General features: G+C 65.3%; 16 protein-coding genes. 5 read left to right on the top strand and 11 right to left on the bottom strand.

Features of this window, described 5'->3' with window-relative positions; all coding sequences use genetic code 11:
* Position 1: 1 nt before the first annotated feature.
* The 7 genes from IP86_RS07330 to IP86_RS07360 form a co-directional block, all read right to left on the bottom strand.
* Entirely contained in the window at positions 2–1,090 is a 1,089-nt protein-coding gene (locus IP86_RS07330) for a sensor histidine kinase (protein ID WP_054161859.1), read from the bottom strand.
* Positions 1,087–1,530: a response regulator gene (locus IP86_RS07335; protein ID WP_054161860.1), complete on the bottom strand. Its 444-nt coding sequence runs from the start codon at positions 1,528–1,530 to the stop codon at positions 1,087–1,089. The genes IP86_RS07330 and IP86_RS07335 overlap by 4 nt, the downstream gene beginning before the upstream one ends.
* On the bottom strand, positions 1,527–3,059 hold the full coding sequence (locus tag IP86_RS07340; protein WP_054161861.1) for a sensor histidine kinase: 1,533 nt from the start codon (positions 3,057–3,059) through the stop codon (positions 1,527–1,529). The genes IP86_RS07335 and IP86_RS07340 overlap by 4 nt, the downstream gene beginning before the upstream one ends.
* A gap of 115 nt (positions 3,060–3,174) precedes the next feature.
* Complete coding sequence (gene accC, locus IP86_RS07345) at positions 3,175–4,530, bottom strand: acetyl-CoA carboxylase biotin carboxylase subunit (RefSeq protein WP_054161862.1); 1,356 nt, start codon at positions 4,528–4,530, stop codon at positions 3,175–3,177.
* Between the two features lie 104 nt (positions 4,531–4,634).
* On the bottom strand, positions 4,635–5,123 hold the full coding sequence (accB, locus tag IP86_RS07350) for an acetyl-CoA carboxylase biotin carboxyl carrier protein (protein WP_054161863.1): 489 nt from the start codon (positions 5,121–5,123) through the stop codon (positions 4,635–4,637).
* A gap of 39 nt (positions 5,124–5,162) precedes the next feature.
* Positions 5,163–5,618 (bottom strand): type II 3-dehydroquinate dehydratase, encoded by a 456-nt coding sequence (gene aroQ / locus IP86_RS07355; protein WP_054161864.1) that lies wholly within the window; start codon positions 5,616–5,618, stop codon positions 5,163–5,165.
* Positions 5,619–5,945: 327 nt separating this feature from the next.
* A complete protein-coding gene (locus IP86_RS07360; protein ID WP_054161865.1) occupies positions 5,946–6,656 on the bottom strand; it encodes a DUF1236 domain-containing protein in 711 nt (236 codons plus the stop codon).
* Positions 6,657–6,895: 239 nt separating this feature from the next.
* Between IP86_RS07360 and IP86_RS07365 the strand changes: the two genes are divergently transcribed.
* The 3 genes from IP86_RS07365 to IP86_RS07375 all read left to right on the top strand — a co-directional run bounded on the left by IP86_RS07365 (position 6,896) and on the right by IP86_RS07375 (position 9,059).
* Entirely contained in the window at positions 6,896–7,108 is a 213-nt protein-coding gene (locus tag IP86_RS07365) for a hypothetical protein (RefSeq protein ID WP_054161888.1), read from the top strand.
* A 317-nt stretch (positions 7,109–7,425) separates the two neighbouring features.
* A complete protein-coding gene (locus IP86_RS07370; RefSeq protein WP_054161866.1) occupies positions 7,426–8,379 on the top strand; it encodes a cation diffusion facilitator family transporter in 954 nt (317 codons plus the stop codon).
* Positions 8,376–9,059, top strand: coding sequence for a TetR/AcrR family transcriptional regulator (locus tag IP86_RS07375; protein ID WP_054161867.1), 684 nt, complete (start codon positions 8,376–8,378; stop codon positions 9,057–9,059). Before IP86_RS07370 ends, IP86_RS07375 begins: the two co-directional genes overlap by 4 nt.
* A 63-nt stretch (positions 9,060–9,122) precedes the next feature.
* Here IP86_RS07375 and IP86_RS07380 read toward each other — a convergent pair whose 3' ends face one another.
* The 4 genes from IP86_RS07380 to IP86_RS07395 all read right to left on the bottom strand — a co-directional run bounded on the left by IP86_RS07380 (position 9,123) and on the right by IP86_RS07395 (position 12,827).
* The gene (locus IP86_RS07380) at positions 9,123–9,890 is read right to left on the bottom strand and encodes a DsbA family protein (RefSeq protein ID WP_054161868.1); all 768 of its coding nucleotides are present in this window, start codon (positions 9,888–9,890) and stop codon (positions 9,123–9,125) included.
* Positions 9,891–10,112: 222 nt separating this feature from the next.
* Entirely contained in the window at positions 10,113–10,742 is a 630-nt protein-coding gene (locus IP86_RS07385; protein WP_054161869.1) for a peroxiredoxin, read from the bottom strand.
* A gap of 211 nt (positions 10,743–10,953) precedes the next feature.
* Positions 10,954–11,316, bottom strand: a complete 363-nt coding sequence (locus IP86_RS07390; protein WP_054161870.1) for a BA14K family protein — start codon at positions 11,314–11,316, stop codon at positions 10,954–10,956.
* Between the two features lie 128 nt (positions 11,317–11,444).
* A complete protein-coding gene (locus IP86_RS07395) occupies positions 11,445–12,827 on the bottom strand; it encodes a M48 family metalloprotease (protein WP_502693990.1) in 1,383 nt (460 codons plus the stop codon).
* Between the two features lie 152 nt (positions 12,828–12,979).
* Between IP86_RS07395 and IP86_RS07400 the strand changes: the two genes are divergently transcribed.
* Together IP86_RS07400 and IP86_RS07405 are read left to right on the top strand one after the other, a co-directional pair.
* The gene (locus IP86_RS07400; protein WP_054161872.1) at positions 12,980–14,185 is read left to right on the top strand and encodes a pyridoxal phosphate-dependent aminotransferase; all 1,206 of its coding nucleotides are present in this window, start codon (positions 12,980–12,982) and stop codon (positions 14,183–14,185) included.
* A 336-nt stretch (positions 14,186–14,521) separates the two neighbouring features.
* Entirely contained in the window at positions 14,522–15,865 is a 1,344-nt protein-coding gene (locus tag IP86_RS07405; protein ID WP_054161873.1) for a dicarboxylate/amino acid:cation symporter, read from the top strand.
* The last annotated feature ends 156 nt before the right edge of the window (positions 15,866–16,021 follow it).

Here is a 16,021-nt window from a genome sequence, read left to right on the forward strand (position 1 = left end):
GTCAGGCGGCCGCCGGGGTCGGGGCGGGCGCAGGGGTGTTGGTGCGGCGGAAGCGCAGCACCATGCGGGTGCCGGCATGGGCCGGGTCGCGCGCGACGCTGGCGTCGAGCTTGGTCGCCATGGCGTTGACGATCCGTTGCCCCATGCCGGTGGATTGCGGATGCGACTTGGCACCGAAGCCGACGCCGTCGTCGGAAATCGCCAGTTCGAGCTCGTCGCCGTCGACCTTGAGGTCCACATGGATCGGACCCTGGCCTTCCGGATAGGCGTATTTGACCGCGTTCATCACCAGCTCGTTGACGACGATGCCGATCGCCACCGCGCGGTCGGGATCGATCTCGACGGCTTCGGCGGCGAGCGTCAGCCGCGACATCCGGTTGCCTTCGGCGGAGCGGCGCAGGTCCTCGAGCAGCGCTTCGAGATACTGGTTCAGCATCACGCTCTTGAGGTCGTGCGAGGTGTAGAGCCGGCGGTGCACCTGCGCGACCGCGGCGACGCGGCCCATCGCATTGGTGAGCGCCGCCTTGACCTCGCCCTCCTTGCTGGAGGAGGCCTGCAGATGCAGCAGCGAGGCGATGATCTGCAGCGAATTGCCGACGCGGTGGTTGACCTCGCGCAGCAGCATCTCTCGCTCGGCGGCAAGCGCGGCGTAGCGGTCGCGCGAGGCGCGCACCTCGGCCTCGGCATCGTCGCGCGCCTTGCGGATGATCGCCTGACGCAGCGCCTGGTCGGCCGCGACCTGCAGCAGCGGGATGAAATCGCCCTGGGTGTCCTTGACCAGATAGTCCGCCGCGCCGGCCTTCAGCGCGGTGACCGCGATGCTGGAATCCTGCGACGCGGTGACGAACACCACCGGCGGTGCGTCGGGAATGTTCTGAATCTGCTCGAGCGTTTCCAGCCCGTCGAGGCCCGGCATGTACTGATCGAGCGCCACCACGTCGACGCCGCCCTGCCGCAGCCGCTCCAGCCCGGCTTCGCCGCTGAGCACATGCTCGACCGCAAAGCCCTGCCGTCGCAGGCCGCGCGTCACCAGCCGGCCGAGCGCCTCGTCGTCGTCGATATACAGCAGGGTCGGCGTGGCAGGCGTCATGTGGTTTCGGGCTGGGGGACCTGGATGACCGAGAAGAACAGGCCGAGCTGACGGATCGCGTTGGCGAAGCTTTCGTAGTTCACCGGCTTGGTGATGTAGACGTTGCAGCCGAGTTCGTAGCAGCGCTTGATCTCCTGGGCATCGTCGGTGGTGGTGAGGACCACGACCGGCGTGCACTTCAGGTGATCGTTCTCCTTGATGCGGCGGAGAATATCGATGCCGCTGGCGTCGGGCAGATTGAGGTCCAGCAGCACCAGCAGGGCGCGGTCGCGATGTTCGTATCCCGTGCCGTCGGGGCCGAACAGATAGTTCAGCGCGGCTGTACCCGAGGTGAACGGGATGATCTCGTTGTTGACGCCGGAGCGGCGGATGTTGCGCTCGATCAGGCGAGCGTGGCCTTCGTCGTCCTCGATCATGAGGATGGTGACTGGATTGCTCATGAGCGGGGTTCCCGGTTGGCTGCCGCAGTCCATTTCATCGGCAACGTGATGGTGAATGTCGAGCCCTCGCCAAGCGCCGAGGTCACCGACATGGTTCCGCCGAGCCTCCTGACGAGCGCACGGACGTGGGCGAGCCCGATCCCCTGACCGGGCCTGTCCTGTGTACCGGCCCGGCGGAAAAGATCAAAGATTCTCTGATGGTCCTTCGGATCGATTCCACGGCCGTTGTCGGTGATCTCGAAGATGGCGAAGCCGAGCTTCTGCTTGCCGCGGATGCGGATGTCGCCCGGCACGCCGGACTTCAGATATTTGAGCGCGTTGTCGATCAGATTGGAGAAAATCTGCTCGAGCGCGAGCCGGTCGCTGACGATGTCCGGCAACGGCTCGATCCGGATCTCGGCATTGGCCTCGGCCGCCTGATGCGCCATCGTCGAGGCGATGTTCTCGATCAGCTCGCGGGTGTCGATCGGCACCGGCTGGAACTGCCGGCGGCCTTCGCGCGTCAGATTGAGGATCGCGCTGATCAGCCGGTCCATCTTGCCGATCGAGGATTTGATGAAGCCGAGCGCCTCGGTGAAATCTTCCGACAGCTGCTGGTCGGGCGGTGTCAGTTCGGGCTCGCCGTCCGCGTCGGCCTTCTCCGGCATCTGCTTGTCGGCGACCTCGCGGCTCAGCGTCGCGATGCGTCGGAAGATGTCGCCGCGCAGTTCTTCCAGCTCGCTGGTGAACCCCATGATGTTGACCAGCGGCGAGCGCAGGTCATGACTGACGATGTAGGCGAAGCGCTGGATCTCTTCATTGGCCTCGCGCAGGTCGGCGGTGCGCTCCGAGACGGTGGATTCGAGGTTGAGGTTGTTGTCGCGCAGCTGCGCCTCGGCCTCGTCACGCGCGCGCGACGAGCGGCGCACCAGGAAGATCGACAGCCCGGCGAGCACAAGCACAAGGCCGGAGCCGGTGGCGGTGACGATCGAGGTCAGAGACTGACTGCTGTCGGCGGCGGCCGTCCGCATCACGAACAGCTTGTTCTCCTCGGCGCGCATTGCCGCCATGTAGCTGGCGAACTGATTCATCGCCTCGCGGCCGGTCGCGTCGCGCAGCGACTCGCGGGCTTCCTCGGCGCGGTTGTTCTGGCCGAGCGTGATCAGCTCCCGGAATTTGGCAATTCGCGCCTCGGCGAGCGGGACCGCCTGTTCGATCAACGGGCGCTGCACCGGGTTGTCGGTCACGAGCTGCCGCAGCCGCTGCAGCATCGGCAGCACCTGGGCTGCCGAATTCTCGAACTCGGCGACGAATTCGGGCTGGCCGGTCAGCAGAAAGCCGCGCTCGGCGCTTTCGGCGCGGCGCATTTCGAGCTGGGCCAGCGAGATCTGGTTTTCGACTTCGAGGGTGTGGGCGACCCAGGCGCTGTCCTCGCGCGCCCGCTGCAGCAGGAAAACCGACGCCACGCTGATCAGGATCAGCAGGGCGAAGGACGAAGCGAGCAGGGTGATTTGAATGAAAGCGCGACGGCGCGTGGCTTCCGGCGTCACCGCGCGCCCTCGAACAGACTGAAACGAAGCAAGAACATCCCCCGCAAGACGTTCGAATGTGGAACCACCCTAACGCCGCACAGGGGAACCGGTTCCGTCCCCGATCGAGATTTTTTCAGCGGCTCTCCAGCTTGGCACCCGCCAGATACTGCTCCAGCCAGTGGATATGGTAATCGCCGTCGATGATCGCGGGTTCGCGCACCAGCGCGCGGAACAGCGGCAAGGTGGTTTCGATGCCGTCCACCACCATCTCGTCCAGCGCCCGCCGCAGCCGCATCAGGCATTCGCCGCGGGTCTTGCCGTGGACGATCAGCTTGCCGACCAGCGAGTCGTAATAAGGCGGGATGGTGTAGCCCTGATAGACCGCTGAATCGATCCGGATGCCGAGGCCGCCGGGCGGATGATACCGCGCGATCTTTCCGGGCGACGGCCGGAAGGTCACCGGGTTCTCGGCATTGATGCGGCACTCGATGGCGTGGCCGTTGAGCACGATGTCGTCCTGCGTCACCGGCAGGTCGCCACCGGCGGCGATCCGGATCTGCTCCAGCACCAGGTCGATGCCGGTGATCATCTCGGTGACCGGATGCTCGACCTGGATGCGGGTGTTCATTTCGATGAAATAGAACTCGCCGTCCTCATAGAGGAATTCGATCGTGCCGACGCCGAGATACTTCATATCCTGCATCGCCTTGGCGCAGATGCCGCCGATCCGGGCGCGCGCTTCCGGGCTGATGACCGGCGAGGGGCTTTCCTCCCACACCTTCTGATGCCGGCGCTGCAGCGAGCAGTCGCGCTCGCCGAGATGGATCGCGCCACCACGGCCGTCGCCGAGCACCTGGATTTCGATGTGCCGCGGCTTCTGCAGGTATTTTTCGAGATAGACCGAGGCGTCGCCGAATGCGGCCTTAGCCTCGTTGCCGGCGGTCGAGATCGCCAGCGCCAGATCGTCGGCGGTGTGCGCGACCTTCATGCCGCGTCCGCCGCCACCAGCGGCGGCCTTGACCAGCACCGGAAAGCCGATCTCCCTGGCGATCGACATCGCGTCGTCGTCCGGCCCGACCGCGCCGTCCGAACCCGGCACCACCGGGATGCCGAGGCGCCTCGCGGTCTTCTTGGCTTCGATCTTGTCGCCCATCAGGCGGATGTGTTCGGCCTTGGGGCCGATGAAGTGCAGATTGTGGTCGGCCAGAATTTCGGCGAACCGCGCATTCTCGGACAGGAAGCCGTAGCCGGGATGCACGGCGTCGGCGCCGGTGATCTCGCAAGCGGCCAGTAGCGCCGGGATATTAAGATAGCTGTCCTTCGACGGCGGCGGACCGATGCAGACGCTTTCGTCGGCAAGGCGCACATGCATCGCGTCGGCGTCAGCGGTCGAGTGGATCGCGACCGTGGAGATGCCGAGCTCCTTGCAGGCGCGCAGCACCCGCAGGGCGATCTCGCCGCGATTGGCTATCAGGATCTTATCGAACATGGGGCCACCGGGTTGTGGGCCAACAGGGGCGGATGGCGAGCGACAAATGGCAAATACGCGAGGACTGACTCGACCGCTATTCGCCACTGGCCATTCGCGACTCGCTATTCAATCACGACCAGCGGTTCGCCGAATTCGACCGGCTGACCGTCTTCGACCAGGATTTGCGTGACCGTGCCGGCGCGCGGCGATGGGATCTGGTTCATCGTCTTCATCGCCTCGACGATGAACAGCGTCTCGCCGGCGGAGACACGCTGGCCGACTTCGATGAACGGCTTCGCGCCGGGCTCGGGGGCCCAGTACACGGTGCCGACCATCGGCGATGGGACGACGCCGGGATGCTTGGCGAAATCGATCGCCGCGGGGTCGATCGGCGCCACCGCCGCGACCGCAACCGGAGCATAGCTTGCCGGCACCGATGCCGCGACGGTGACGTTGCGGGCGACGCGCACGCGCAGGCCTGCGCGCTCGATCTCGATCTCGGTGAGATTGGTCTCGTCGAGCAGCAGCGCGAGTTCGCGGATCAGCGTGCTGTCCTGCATCGCCGGGGCGTCAGTCGGCTTGGCAGTCTTGGTGTCAGGCTGGCGGGCCATGTTTCGATCCAGATGGCTTGAGGTGAACGGGGCGCGGGGTCAGGCCTTGGCGACGGCGCCGATTTTGGTGGCGAGGCCGATGATGGCCAGCCGATAGCCGTCGATGCCGAAACCACACAGGCTGGCAAAGGCGGCCTTCGCGATGAAGGAGTGGTGGCGGAAGCTGTCGCGCGCAAAAACGTTGGAAACATGAACTTCCACCGTTGGAATTTGCACTCCGACCAGCGCGTCATGCAGCGCCACGGAGGTGTGGGTGTAACCGCCGGCGTTGAGCACGATGCCGACCGCCTTGTCGGTGCGCGCCTGGTGGATCCAGTCGATCAGTTCGCCCTCGCGGTTGGACTGCCGGCACACCGCGGTCAGGCCGAAGCTGGCCGCGGTCTCGGTGCACAGTTTTTCGACATCGGCCAGGGTGGCCTTGCCATAAATTTCCGGCTCTCGGGTCCCGAGCAAATTGAGGTTCGGGCCATTGAGCACGTAAATCGGTTGAGGCATCCGAAAATCCGGCAATGTCAGCGAAGGGTCCGCGGCGGAAGGCGCCGATCGGGCCAAAATCCGGTTCTGCAGGAGCCGGCTTCCTGGCGAAATTCAGCTTGATTGCGGGCGTTATAGGTAACCTCAAGCCTGAGGGGAAGCCTCAACATGTTCCCAGGCCACATGAATCGGCTGATGCTTTGGACGAGCATGATCGACCAAAGTACCGCCTGATCTCGAAAATCTCTCGCGTCGAGATTTGAAGGTGCCGGGTTAGGTCGCGGCGCCGTGCACAAGAAAGGGCGACCCGAAGGCCGCCCTTGCTCAATTTCCGGACATGCCGCGCCGTTAGGCGTCAAGCACCGCGACGATCTCCAGGGTGCGCGGATCGACTACGATGATCTCGTCCCGGACCATGAAGAATTCGTAGCCCCGCCACGCCGGATAGATCGTGAAGATTTCGGTCGGCAGCGGGTGGAAGCGGACCTCGCGCGGCACGCGGGTGCCGACCGAGATCGAGAAATTGACGTTGGTCTGCGGCTCGATCCGCTGGTTCTTGATCACGGTGGTGATCTTGGTGCGCTGCTCGGTCGACAGCTTGGCGCTGGCGCCGGCCTGACCGGTGGTGGTGCGGTCGCGCTGGCTGTCGGCATTCTTGTTCATCTGGCCGTCGCGGTCCTTCTCGGCCGCGTTGCGGTTCATCTGCTCGCGTTCGTTGCCGGCCTTGTGGTCCATGTCGCCGGCCTTGCGGTCCTCGGCCTTCATGTCCTTGCCGGCGCGGCCGTTGTCGGAGCTCATCGAGCCCTTCGGCGCGCCGTCTTGCGCCCGCTGCTGGCTCGCGGCTCCGCCGGGCGACCGATCGGCCGCTCCCGGCCCGGTGCCTTCGGAGCGGTTCATCTGCGGCGCGGTCGATCCGCGCTCCGCCGGTGCCGTTGATCCAGCCGACGGGGACGCGCCGGTGGAACCTCCGGCCGCGCCGCCGACGCCTTGGGCGTGCGCAGCAATGCCGCTGGCGATCAGCGCAGCGGCGGCGACTGAAATCATGAAGCGATGAGTCATTCCGTCTTCCTCCCGTTGAGCCTGCCCGCGCGCGACAACCCGACGCAGAGAATACGGTTCCGGCAAAAAGGGTCTCGCAGTTTTGTTTTGCTGCGCGCAGGGAGGAGGACTAAGTTTGCAACGACGAGCTGCGATCCTCAGGAACGCGCAAGACTGGACCGCCGCGCGGAAACCCGCGGTCCACTAGCCTGTTATCAGGCATGGCGATTGCATCGCCCATGGCTCGACCGGGAGGCATGATGGCTCATTACGTTGTACGTTTTATGAAGGACATCCTCGGCGAAAATGGGCGACATGCCGAGGTGTGCCAGCGCCTGCTGGAAGTCGAGGCCGCCGACCGGCACGAAGCGACCGAGATCGCGAAACGGAAATTCTGCGAGATGGAGCGACTCCACGAATGGTCGCTGCATGCCGACCGCGTCCACGTCGCCGAATCCGAGTTCCCGTCTTAGCCGTCCCAGACATTTCGCCACCATCGAGAATGCATAATGAGCGCTGGCCGCCGGCCGGCGCGACGGCTGCGTGTGAGGGCGAGGCCCATCGGTGCGACACGACCCTGCGTTCTTGACGATGGCATTTCTACAGTGTAGAAATTCTCCGCGGTCAGGGCTTCAAGCGTTGCGAGAGCTCTGACGCTGGCATCGCAGCCTGTGCGCGCGATCCCTCAATCAAGCTCTTTTGCCGGATGGCCGGTCCTGGGTGCATCTGCGGAGCGCCCCGACATGCGTCGGGGCCAACTCGCGACGCGCAGCATGACTGCGAGCCCATCATGAGCGGACTGCTCTCCTTTTTCGATCTGTCGGACGAACGCGGCGTACTTCGCACCTCGATCGCCGTGACGTTTATCATCTCTTCTCTCGGCATCGGTTTCGGGCTGATCTCGGGATCGTTCTCGATCGCCTTCGACGGCGTGTATGCATTGATCGACGGCGGCATGAGCCTGCTGTCGCTCGTCGTGGTCAATCTGATCACTTCCTATGCGCTCGCCGGCCAGTCGTCGCGCAAGCTTCGGGAGCGCTTCTCGTTCGGGCTGTGGCACCTGGAGCCCATGGTGCTGGGGCTGAACGGCACCTTGCTGATCAGCGCGGCGCTCTATGCGTTGGTCACCGCCGTCGGCAGCCTGCTGCGCGGCGGCCGCGATCTGGAGTTCGGCGCGGCGCTGACCTACGCGGTGGTCACGGTGATCGTCTGTTCGGCCATCGCGCTCGTCGAGTGGCGTGCCAATCGAACCATCAAGTCCGAATTCATCAGGCTCGACGTTCGCGGCTGGATCATGTCGACCGGTATCACCGCCGCGTTGCTGATCGCCTTCCTGATCGGCTGGGCCGTGCAGGGGACGTCGTGGCAATGGATCTCGCCCTATATCGATCCTGCGGTCCTGGCGGTGGTGTGTGCGCTGATCATTCCGCTGCCGATCTCGACGGTTCGGCAGGCGCTTGCGGACATCTTTCTGATCACGCCGAGCGATCTGAAAGCGCGTCTGGACACGGTCGCAGCGGCCTTCGTCGCGCAGCATGGCTTCGTGTCGTATCGCGCCTATGCGGCGCGGGTCGGCCGATCGAAGATGATCGAGCTCTACTTCATCGTTCCTGCCGATGCCCCGGCGCGGACCATCGGCGAATGGGACGTATTGCGTGACGAGATCGGAGCACTGGTCGGTGACGAAGGACCGGATCGCTGGTTGACCATCGTTTTCACGGGGGACCCTGAATGGGCCGAATGACGACGACGAAAGAAGCCGGATTGACCACCAAGACCCGCGCGGGGGCCGGCCCGCGCGGTCTTGCGAAAAGCGAGATCCTCGACACCGCCGTGAACCTGATGGAGGAGGTGGGGGAGGCGGCCTTCAGTGTGCGCAAGCTCGGCGAACGGGTCGGCTGCGATCCGATGGCGATCCTGTATCACTTCAAGAACAAAGACGGCATGTATCGGGCGATGGCGGACGCGTTGGTGGCGAAGCTATCTCCCGTCCACGACGACCAGCCCTGGCAGGATCGGCTGCGCGTCCACGCGCGCGATCACCGCGCGCTGGCGCTGCGATATCCCAAGACGTTTCCGCTGCTACAGCGATTTCTCAACACCGGAGTTTCGGACTTCGCCCACATCGAAATGGTTCATCGTGCGCTGACCGAAGCCGGCATGTCGGACGAGGACGCGCCGGCCGTCTGTCTCGCCTGGTACGCAAGCGTGATCGGTTTGTGCACGGCAGAGATCAGCGGTCTGGTGCGGCCCGCGAGCGAGTCCGAAGTGGCGGAAATGGAGCAACTGCCTCCGGCCGAATTTCCAGCGCTGCGGAGACTGGCGCGATCCTATCGCGGCCTCGAAACCGAGACCGTATTCGAGGCCGCCAATGAGTATTTTATCGATGGGCTGTGCAGCCGCCTGGGCCGCGCCAAGGCCTGAAACGTCTGTGTGCTGCAGCCCGCGACAAGCCGCCGGCGCCGGCCGGCCGCCTCGCGATCACGCTCAGCACTGTTCCTTGCCGCAGCGGGCCAGCGCCACCTTCTGGCGCAGCGTGTCGAGGCCGACGGCACCGACCACCACCTGCTTGCCGATCACGTAGCTCGGCGTGCCGTTCATGCCCATCGACTCGGCGAGCTTGAAGCTCTCTTCGATCGTCGAGCGCACTTCCGGGCTCTGCATGTCCTTGTCGAGCCGGGCCATGTCGAGGCCGGCGTCCTTCGCGGCGGCGAGCGCGCGCGCCTTGTCGGCTTGACCGCGGCCGCCCATCAGCTTCTGATGGAAGTCGAGATACTTCTTGCCGCTCGGATCCTGCATCCGCACTGCGATCGCGACCTGAGCGGCTTCCACCGAGCCCGGTCCGAGCACGGGAAATTCCTTGAGCACGACCTTCAGCTTGGGGTCGTCCTTCATCAGCTCGAGCATATCGGCCATCGCGCGCTTGCAGTAGCCGCAGTTGTAATCGAAGAACTCGACGAAGGTGACGTCGCCGCTCTTGTTGCCGAGCACCACACTGCGCGGCGAATTGAAGATCGCGTCGGCATTGTCCTTGATGGCGGCCTGGTGCTTCTCGGCCGCGGCGTTCGCCTGCCGCTTGCTCAGTTCTTCAGATGCCTCTTCCAGCACCTCCGGATGCGTCACCAGGTAGTTCTTGATGATGCTCTCGATCTCGCTGCGCTGCTCGTCGGAGAATTTCTGCGCCGAAGCGGCTCCGGGCGCGCCGATCAGAGCGAGCGCGAACAGGGCGGCAGCGAGCGGGCGGAACGACGGCATGGACAATCCCTTCGAGACGGAAGAATGGGCCGACAGGCAGCAGAATCGGCATTTCATAGCGCTTTTCCCGCCGAATTACGCGTAATTTGTGAACACGTTTCGGTCAGGAAGGCCCCGCCCGCCGGCTCCGGACAGGGCCGATGGATTGCTCGCTCTGCAGCCCCGCGTCCGTTCGCGGGAACGCGGGGTTGGGCCGGTGCGAAGCGTCACGACGCCGCAGCTTTACTTCACCGTCGTCAGGCGCAGATAGGGGCGCGGCTCGTCCCAGCCCTGCGGGAACGCCTTCACCGCATCCTCGCCCTTTACCGACAGCGGGATGATGACCTTGTCGCCGGCGCGCCAGTCGGCCGGCGTGGCGACGCGGTGCTTGTCGGCGAGCTGCAGCGCGTCGATCACCCGGAGGATTTCCTCGAAGTTCCGGCCGACATTCATCGGATAGGTCATGGTCAGCCGGATCTTCTTGTTCGGGTCGATGATGAACACCGAGCGCACCGCCGCGGTGTCGCTCTGGTTGGGATGGATCATGTCGTAGAGCTTAGCCACCGTGAGATCAGGGTCGGCGACGATCGGAAACTGCAGATCGGTCTGCTGGGTGTCGTTGACGTCGGCGATCCACTTCAGATGCTCGGAGACGTGGTCGGTCGAAAGCCCGAGCGGCTTGACGTTGCGCGCGGCGAACGGCTCCGACAGCTTCGAGGTCTTGCCCATCTCGGTGGTGCAGACGGGGGTGAAGTCCGCCGGATGGCTGAAGAAGAACACCCAGGAGCCGCCGGCCCATTCGTGCAGCGAGATCCGGCCCTTGGTGGTGTCGGCCGTGAAGTCGGGGGCGGTGTCGCCGATATGCAGAGACATGTGAACTCCTGTTGGGTCGCAAAGACAGTCGAGCAGCCCGCCGTGGTCGCGTCGGGCTGCTCGGGGTTTAAAAGAGACGAACAAAGTGGGTTTGCGCCGCATCAAGGCCGGTCACGCAAAACGCGCGTGACCGTGGACGGGTTGCTGCGCGCGAATGCACGGCAGCCGCCTTTTCCCGGTGGTCGGCCGAGCGCGGGCCCTGGAGCCTCGATCAGGGACAGGGCCGCGCGCGGCCATCCTTGCCGATGTAGGTCATGGTCTCGGGATTGAACGAGCGATAGCGCGAGGCGCAGTAGTTGATCGCGTCGTCGCGGCGGGCTTGCTCAGCGGCGCTCGCCGCGATCGCACCCCCGACGATGGCTGCGCCGACGCCGAGACCGATTGCAGGACCGGGCCCCCAGCCGCGCCCTCGGCCGCGGCCGCGCCACGCCTGGGCCGGTGTGGTCGAGGCGGTGATCGCGATGCCGGTGGTGGTGATCAGCCCGAGCGCGTACATGCCGAGCAGGACGCTGCTGGCCAGGGTCCGCGAAATCAGCTTACGGGCCCTGCCGTGTGACCGTGTAGGGGTGGTCATCGCTGTCTCTCCCTTGGGTTCGCCGCGCGCTGAACTGGGCGACGTGCGGCACTGGCGCATCGAGGCATCCCGGCCACGCTGCGGATTTGATCTGCATCAAATCTCGCCCATTCGGCCGGAGCTGTCGACTATTTCGCCGGGCCCTTGGCCGCGACGATATCGTCGGCCCGGACCCAGCCGGGCGAGCCCACCGGGAAACGGGTCTTGGCGCGGGAGGCCAGTTCGCGGGCGGTCTTGTTGTCGCCGCGTAGATACGCGGCCTGGGCCGAAGCGAGGTCGGCTTCGGCGTAGTCACCCTTGCGGCCGTAGGCCATCGCGAGCTGGCTGTAGCCGATCGGAGCTTCGCCCTCGCGCGCCAGCGCGGCCTTCAGAATGCGGATCGCTTCGTCGGTGGTGCCGGGATTGTTCGACGCGACCAGCGCCTGGCCGAGCAGCATCTCGATCAGCGGCGCGCCGCGGGTCATCGACACGGCCTTGCGCAGCGGCGCGATCGCGTCCTGCGGCCGGCCGCCTTCGAGCAGGGCCTGGCCGCGCAGCTCGTAGAAATACGGATTGTTCGGTTCGGCCTGGATCAGGCTGTCGATCTGCGCCAGCGCCGAGCGTGGATCGCCGTGCAAATAGGTCGAGATCGCGCGGGCGTAGCGGGCGGGCAGGCTGGTGTTGGATTGCGGATAGCGCCGCGCCACGGTGTCCGGCCGCTCCATGAAGCCGGAGGTCTTGGCGCGCATCATCTCGTGACGCAACTGCAGCGCGGCGTCGTCCTTCTTGTCCCAATTCGGGCTGGAGCGCGCCAGCTCTTCCAGTGCGCGAACGCGTTCTGCCGGCATCGGGTGGGATTGCGCGTACGGATCGGCGCCGCGCGCGGCGAACAGACTCTCGTCAGTGAAGCGGCGAAAGGTCTCGTACATGCCCTTCGCCGACTGCCCGGTGGCGTCGAGAAATTTCACCGCGGCCTTGTCGGCGTTCTCTTCCTGCTGGCGCTGATAGGACAGCAAATTGCGTCGGATCAGCTCCTGCGGCGCTGACACCGCCGCCGCGCCGATATTGCTGGCGCCGCTGTTCGGTCCGCTGCGCGAACCTGCCACCATGGCGCCGACGCCGAGCAGCATGGCGACAATCATCTGGGTCTGCGCTTGGGCCAGCTGGGTGCGCAGCTTCGACAGATGTCCGCCCGCGAGATGTCCGGTTTCGTGCGCCAGCACGCCGATCAACTGGTTCGGAGTCTGCGACTGCATCAGCGCGCCGTAATTGACAAAAATGCGGCGGCCGTCGGCGACGAAAGCGTTGAACGTCGGATCATTGATGATCGCGATGCTGATGTTCTGCTTCTCCAGCCCGGCGGCGCGCAGGATCGGCCGTGTGTAGTCGCGCAGCAGATTCTCGATTTCGGTGTCGCGCAGCAGCGGCGGCCCCTTTGGCTGCGGCGCCTGGGCATGGCTCGGGATCGGCGCGAACGCCAGCGCGGCGGCGCACAGCACGGCGGTGAGCCGCGAGAGTTGCGCGCGGGCCATATGGCGTATGCGCCCAGGCAGAGCTTCAACCGTCACTTTGATCATTGGCCGAGGTTCGAATACCGGTTATTGCCATGCATCAGCCCAGCTTTGCGGCAGCAGCGCGACGCCCGCCGGGTTTCGCCGAACCGCGCGGGGGATAGCAGATTTCCATGTCCGATGCGACCAAGACCGACGCCGTGCGTCGATTGCTGATGCCGTCGGCGCGCAGCGACGTTCCGCCTTTCATGGTGATGGACGTGATGGCGGCGGCCGACAAGATCGAGGCCGCAGGTGGCCACGTCATCCACATGGAGGTCGGCCAGCCCTGGGCGCCGGCGCCGCGCAGCGCGATCGCCGCGGCGCATGCTGCGCTAGAGCAGGGCCGGATCGATTACACCTCGGCGCTTGGGATTCCTTCACTGCGCGCGCGAATCGCCCGGCACTATCGAGAGACCTATGGCTGCGAGGTCGCGCCGGAGCGAATCGTCGTCACCACCGGCTCGTCCGGGGCCTTCATCCTGTCATTCCTCGCGCAGTTCGAGCCGGGCGACCGCGTCGCCGTCACCGTGCCAGGCTATCCGCCGTATCGGCATATCCTCAACGCGCTCGGCTGCGTGCCGGTGCCGATTGAAACACACGCCGAGACGCGTCACGCGCTGACCGGCGAAGCGCTGCTTGCCGAGCACCGCAAGGCGCCGCTGAAAGGCGTGCTGGTCGGCAGTCCGGCCAATCCGACAGGCACCATGATGACTCGCGCCGCGCTGAGCGAATTGATCGCGGTGGCCGAGAGCGCGGGCATCCGCTTCATCTCCGACGAGATCTATCACGGTCTCGACTACGCGTTTCCGGCGGTCACCGCAGCCGAGTTGTCGCCGCATGCGGTGGTGATCAACTCGTTCTCGAAATACTTCTGCATGACCGGCTGGCGCGTCGGCTGGATGGTGCTGCCGGAGGCGCTGGTGCGGCCGGTCGAGCGGCTGCAGCAGAACCTGGCGATCTCGGTGCCGACACTGTCGCAGATCGCCGCCGAGGCGGCCTTTGATGGCCGCGACGAGATGGAGGCGGTGAAGCACGGCTACGAAATCAACCGCCAGATCCTGATCGCAGGTTTGCCACAGGCCGGGCTGACCGAGTTCTTGCCGGCCGACGGCGCGTTTTACCTCTATGCCGACGTGTCGAAATTTACCTCCGACAGCTTTGACTTCACCAAGCGGATGCTGGCTGAGGCGCATGTCGCAGCCACCCCCGGAACCGACTTCGACCCATTGCGCGGCAAGGACTTCGTGCGGTTCTCCTACGCCCGTTCGGCCGACGACATGCGCGAAGCCGTGCAGCGCATCACGGCCTGGCTCGGCGGAAAATTCTCGCCAAGATGACGGTCTTGGGCGAATCGTCCCTTGATCTGAGCGGCAATTCGTCGCTATAGGCACCCGCGAATAATTCCTTCCGGGAGAATTGCGTTGCCGATCCGTTCCTCTGCGCACCGTGCCCGCAAGGGGCATGTCGTGCTCGCGGCGGCTTCGGGACCCTGGCTTGCGGGCAACGGTGCCCAAGCCGGCCGTTATCCGGTGTCGATCCCCGTCGGCGGCCGGCGAGGGTGAACGTCACGCTCCTGATCTGGACCATCCATCGACTTGGCCGACCAGTCTGCCTGTGGTCGTCCGCGACGTCGTCCTCAACGACAGGCACATCAAGGTCAGTGGAGTGACGCCATGTCGACGATGACCGACCTCGGGGCGCACAGCGTGCCGAGCCCGAAAGCCCAGCCGCGCAAGCCCTGGTACAAAGTCCTCTACGTGCAGGTGCTGATCGCGATCGTGCTCGGCGTGCTGCTGGGGTGGCTGTCACCGCAGCTCGCGACCAACGAATGGATCAAGGCGCTCGGCGACGGCTTCGTCAAGCTGATCAAGATGGTGATCGCGCCGATCATCTTCTGCACCGTGGTGTCGGGCATCGCCCACATCCAGGACGCCCGCAAGGTCGGCCGCGTCGGCGTCAAGGCGCTGGTGTATTTCGAGGTGGTGTCGTCCTTCGCGCTGCTGCTCGGCCTGATCGTCGGCAACATCTTCCAGGTCGGCCACGGTCTCGCCGCCAAGCCGGACGCCGCCGCGGTGGCGAAATACGTCGATCAGGCCAGCCATCTGAAAGCGGTCGACTTCGTCCTGCACATCATCCCGGACAGCGTGGTCGGCGCCTTCGCGCAGGGCGACATTCTGCAGGTTCTGCTGTTCGCGGTGCTGTTCGGCTTCGCGCTGATGGCGCTCGGCGAGCGCGGCCACCGGCTGCGCGACGTGATCGACGACGCCGCGCACGCGGTGTTCGGCGTCATCGCCATCGTCATGAAAGCGGCGCCGATCGGCGCGTTCGGCGCGATGGCGTTCACCATCGGCAAATACGGCCCGGCGGCGCTCAGCAACCTGATCGGGCTGGTGCTGCTGTTCTATGCGACCGCGGCGCTGTTCGTGTTTGTGGTGCTCGGGCTGATCGCCAAGTTCGTCGGCTTCAACATCTTCAAGTTCATCGCCTACATCAAGGACGAGCTCTTGATCGTGCTCGGCACCTCGTCGTCGGAAAGCGCGCTGCCGCAGCTGATGGAAAAGCTGGAGCGGCTTGGCTGTTCGAAGTCGGTGGTCGGCCTCGTGGTGCCGACCGGCTATTCGTTCAACCTCGACGGCACCAACATCTACATGACGCTGGCGACGCTGTTCATCGCGCAGGCGCTGGGTATCGAGCTGACCTTCAGCCATCAGGTCGCGATCCTGCTGGTCGCGATGCTGACCAGCAAAGGCGCCAGCGGTGTCACCGGCGCCGGCTTCGTGACGCTGGCCGGCACGCTCGCCGCGGTCAATCCGGCGCTGCTGCCGGGCATGGCGATCGTGTTTTCGATCGACAAGTTCATGAGCGAAGTCCGCGCGCTCACCAACATCACCGGCAACGGCGTCGCCACCGTGTTCGTGTCGTGGTGGGAAGGCGAACTCGACCACGACCGCCTGCACGCCAACCTCAACCGCACCGTCGATCCGTCCGACGTCGAGACCGCCGTCACGACCGGCTGATCAGCGATCGACCGAACTACCAAAGCCGCCCGGCTGACGCAGCCGGGCGGCTTTGCTGCTTCCATCCCCCGCAAGACCTTCACCGTGTCCCGGACAAGGTGCCGCGCGTAGCGCGGCGCCGCCGATCCGGGACCCCGGTTGCTCCACGCGTAGCAG

The organism is Rhodopseudomonas sp. AAP120, assembly GCF_001295845.1.
Classification (GTDB): domain Bacteria; phylum Pseudomonadota; class Alphaproteobacteria; order Rhizobiales; family Xanthobacteraceae; genus Rhodopseudomonas.

Bases quoted from the DNA above. Each gene is read 5' to 3' on its own strand.
- IP86_RS07405 (WP_054161873.1), top strand. From the start codon at position 14,522: ATGTCGACGATGACCGACCTCGGGGCGCACAGCGTGCCGAGCCCGAAA.
- IP86_RS07390 (WP_054161870.1), bottom strand. From the start codon at position 11,316: ATGACCACCCCTACACGGTCACACGGCAGGGCCCGTAAGCTGATTTCG.
- IP86_RS07360 (WP_054161865.1), bottom strand. From the start codon at position 6,656: ATGACTCATCGCTTCATGATTTCAGTCGCCGCCGCTGCGCTGATCGCC.
- IP86_RS07375 (WP_054161867.1), top strand. From the start codon at position 8,376: ATGACGACGACGAAAGAAGCCGGATTGACCACCAAGACCCGCGCGGGG.
- IP86_RS07400 (WP_054161872.1), top strand. From the start codon at position 12,980: ATGTCCGATGCGACCAAGACCGACGCCGTGCGTCGATTGCTGATGCCG.
- IP86_RS07385 (WP_054161869.1), bottom strand. From the start codon at position 10,742: ATGTCTCTGCATATCGGCGACACCGCCCCCGACTTCACGGCCGACACC.
- IP86_RS07370 (WP_054161866.1), top strand. From the start codon at position 7,426: ATGAGCGGACTGCTCTCCTTTTTCGATCTGTCGGACGAACGCGGCGTA.
- IP86_RS07395 (WP_502693990.1), bottom strand. From the start codon at position 12,827: ATGGCCCGCGCGCAACTCTCGCGGCTCACCGCCGTGCTGTGCGCCGCC.
- IP86_RS07335 (WP_054161860.1), bottom strand. From the start codon at position 1,530: ATGAGCAATCCAGTCACCATCCTCATGATCGAGGACGACGAAGGCCAC.
- accB (WP_054161863.1), bottom strand. From the start codon at position 5,123: ATGGCCCGCCAGCCTGACACCAAGACTGCCAAGCCGACTGACGCCCCG.
- IP86_RS07330 (WP_054161859.1), bottom strand. From the start codon at position 1,090: ATGACGCCTGCCACGCCGACCCTGCTGTATATCGACGACGACGAGGCG.
- IP86_RS07365 (WP_054161888.1), top strand. From the start codon at position 6,896: ATGGCTCATTACGTTGTACGTTTTATGAAGGACATCCTCGGCGAAAAT.
- IP86_RS07380 (WP_054161868.1), bottom strand. From the start codon at position 9,890: ATGCCGTCGTTCCGCCCGCTCGCTGCCGCCCTGTTCGCGCTCGCTCTG.
- accC (WP_054161862.1), bottom strand. From the start codon at position 4,530: ATGTTCGATAAGATCCTGATAGCCAATCGCGGCGAGATCGCCCTGCGG.
- aroQ (WP_054161864.1), bottom strand. From the start codon at position 5,618: ATGCCTCAACCGATTTACGTGCTCAATGGCCCGAACCTCAATTTGCTC.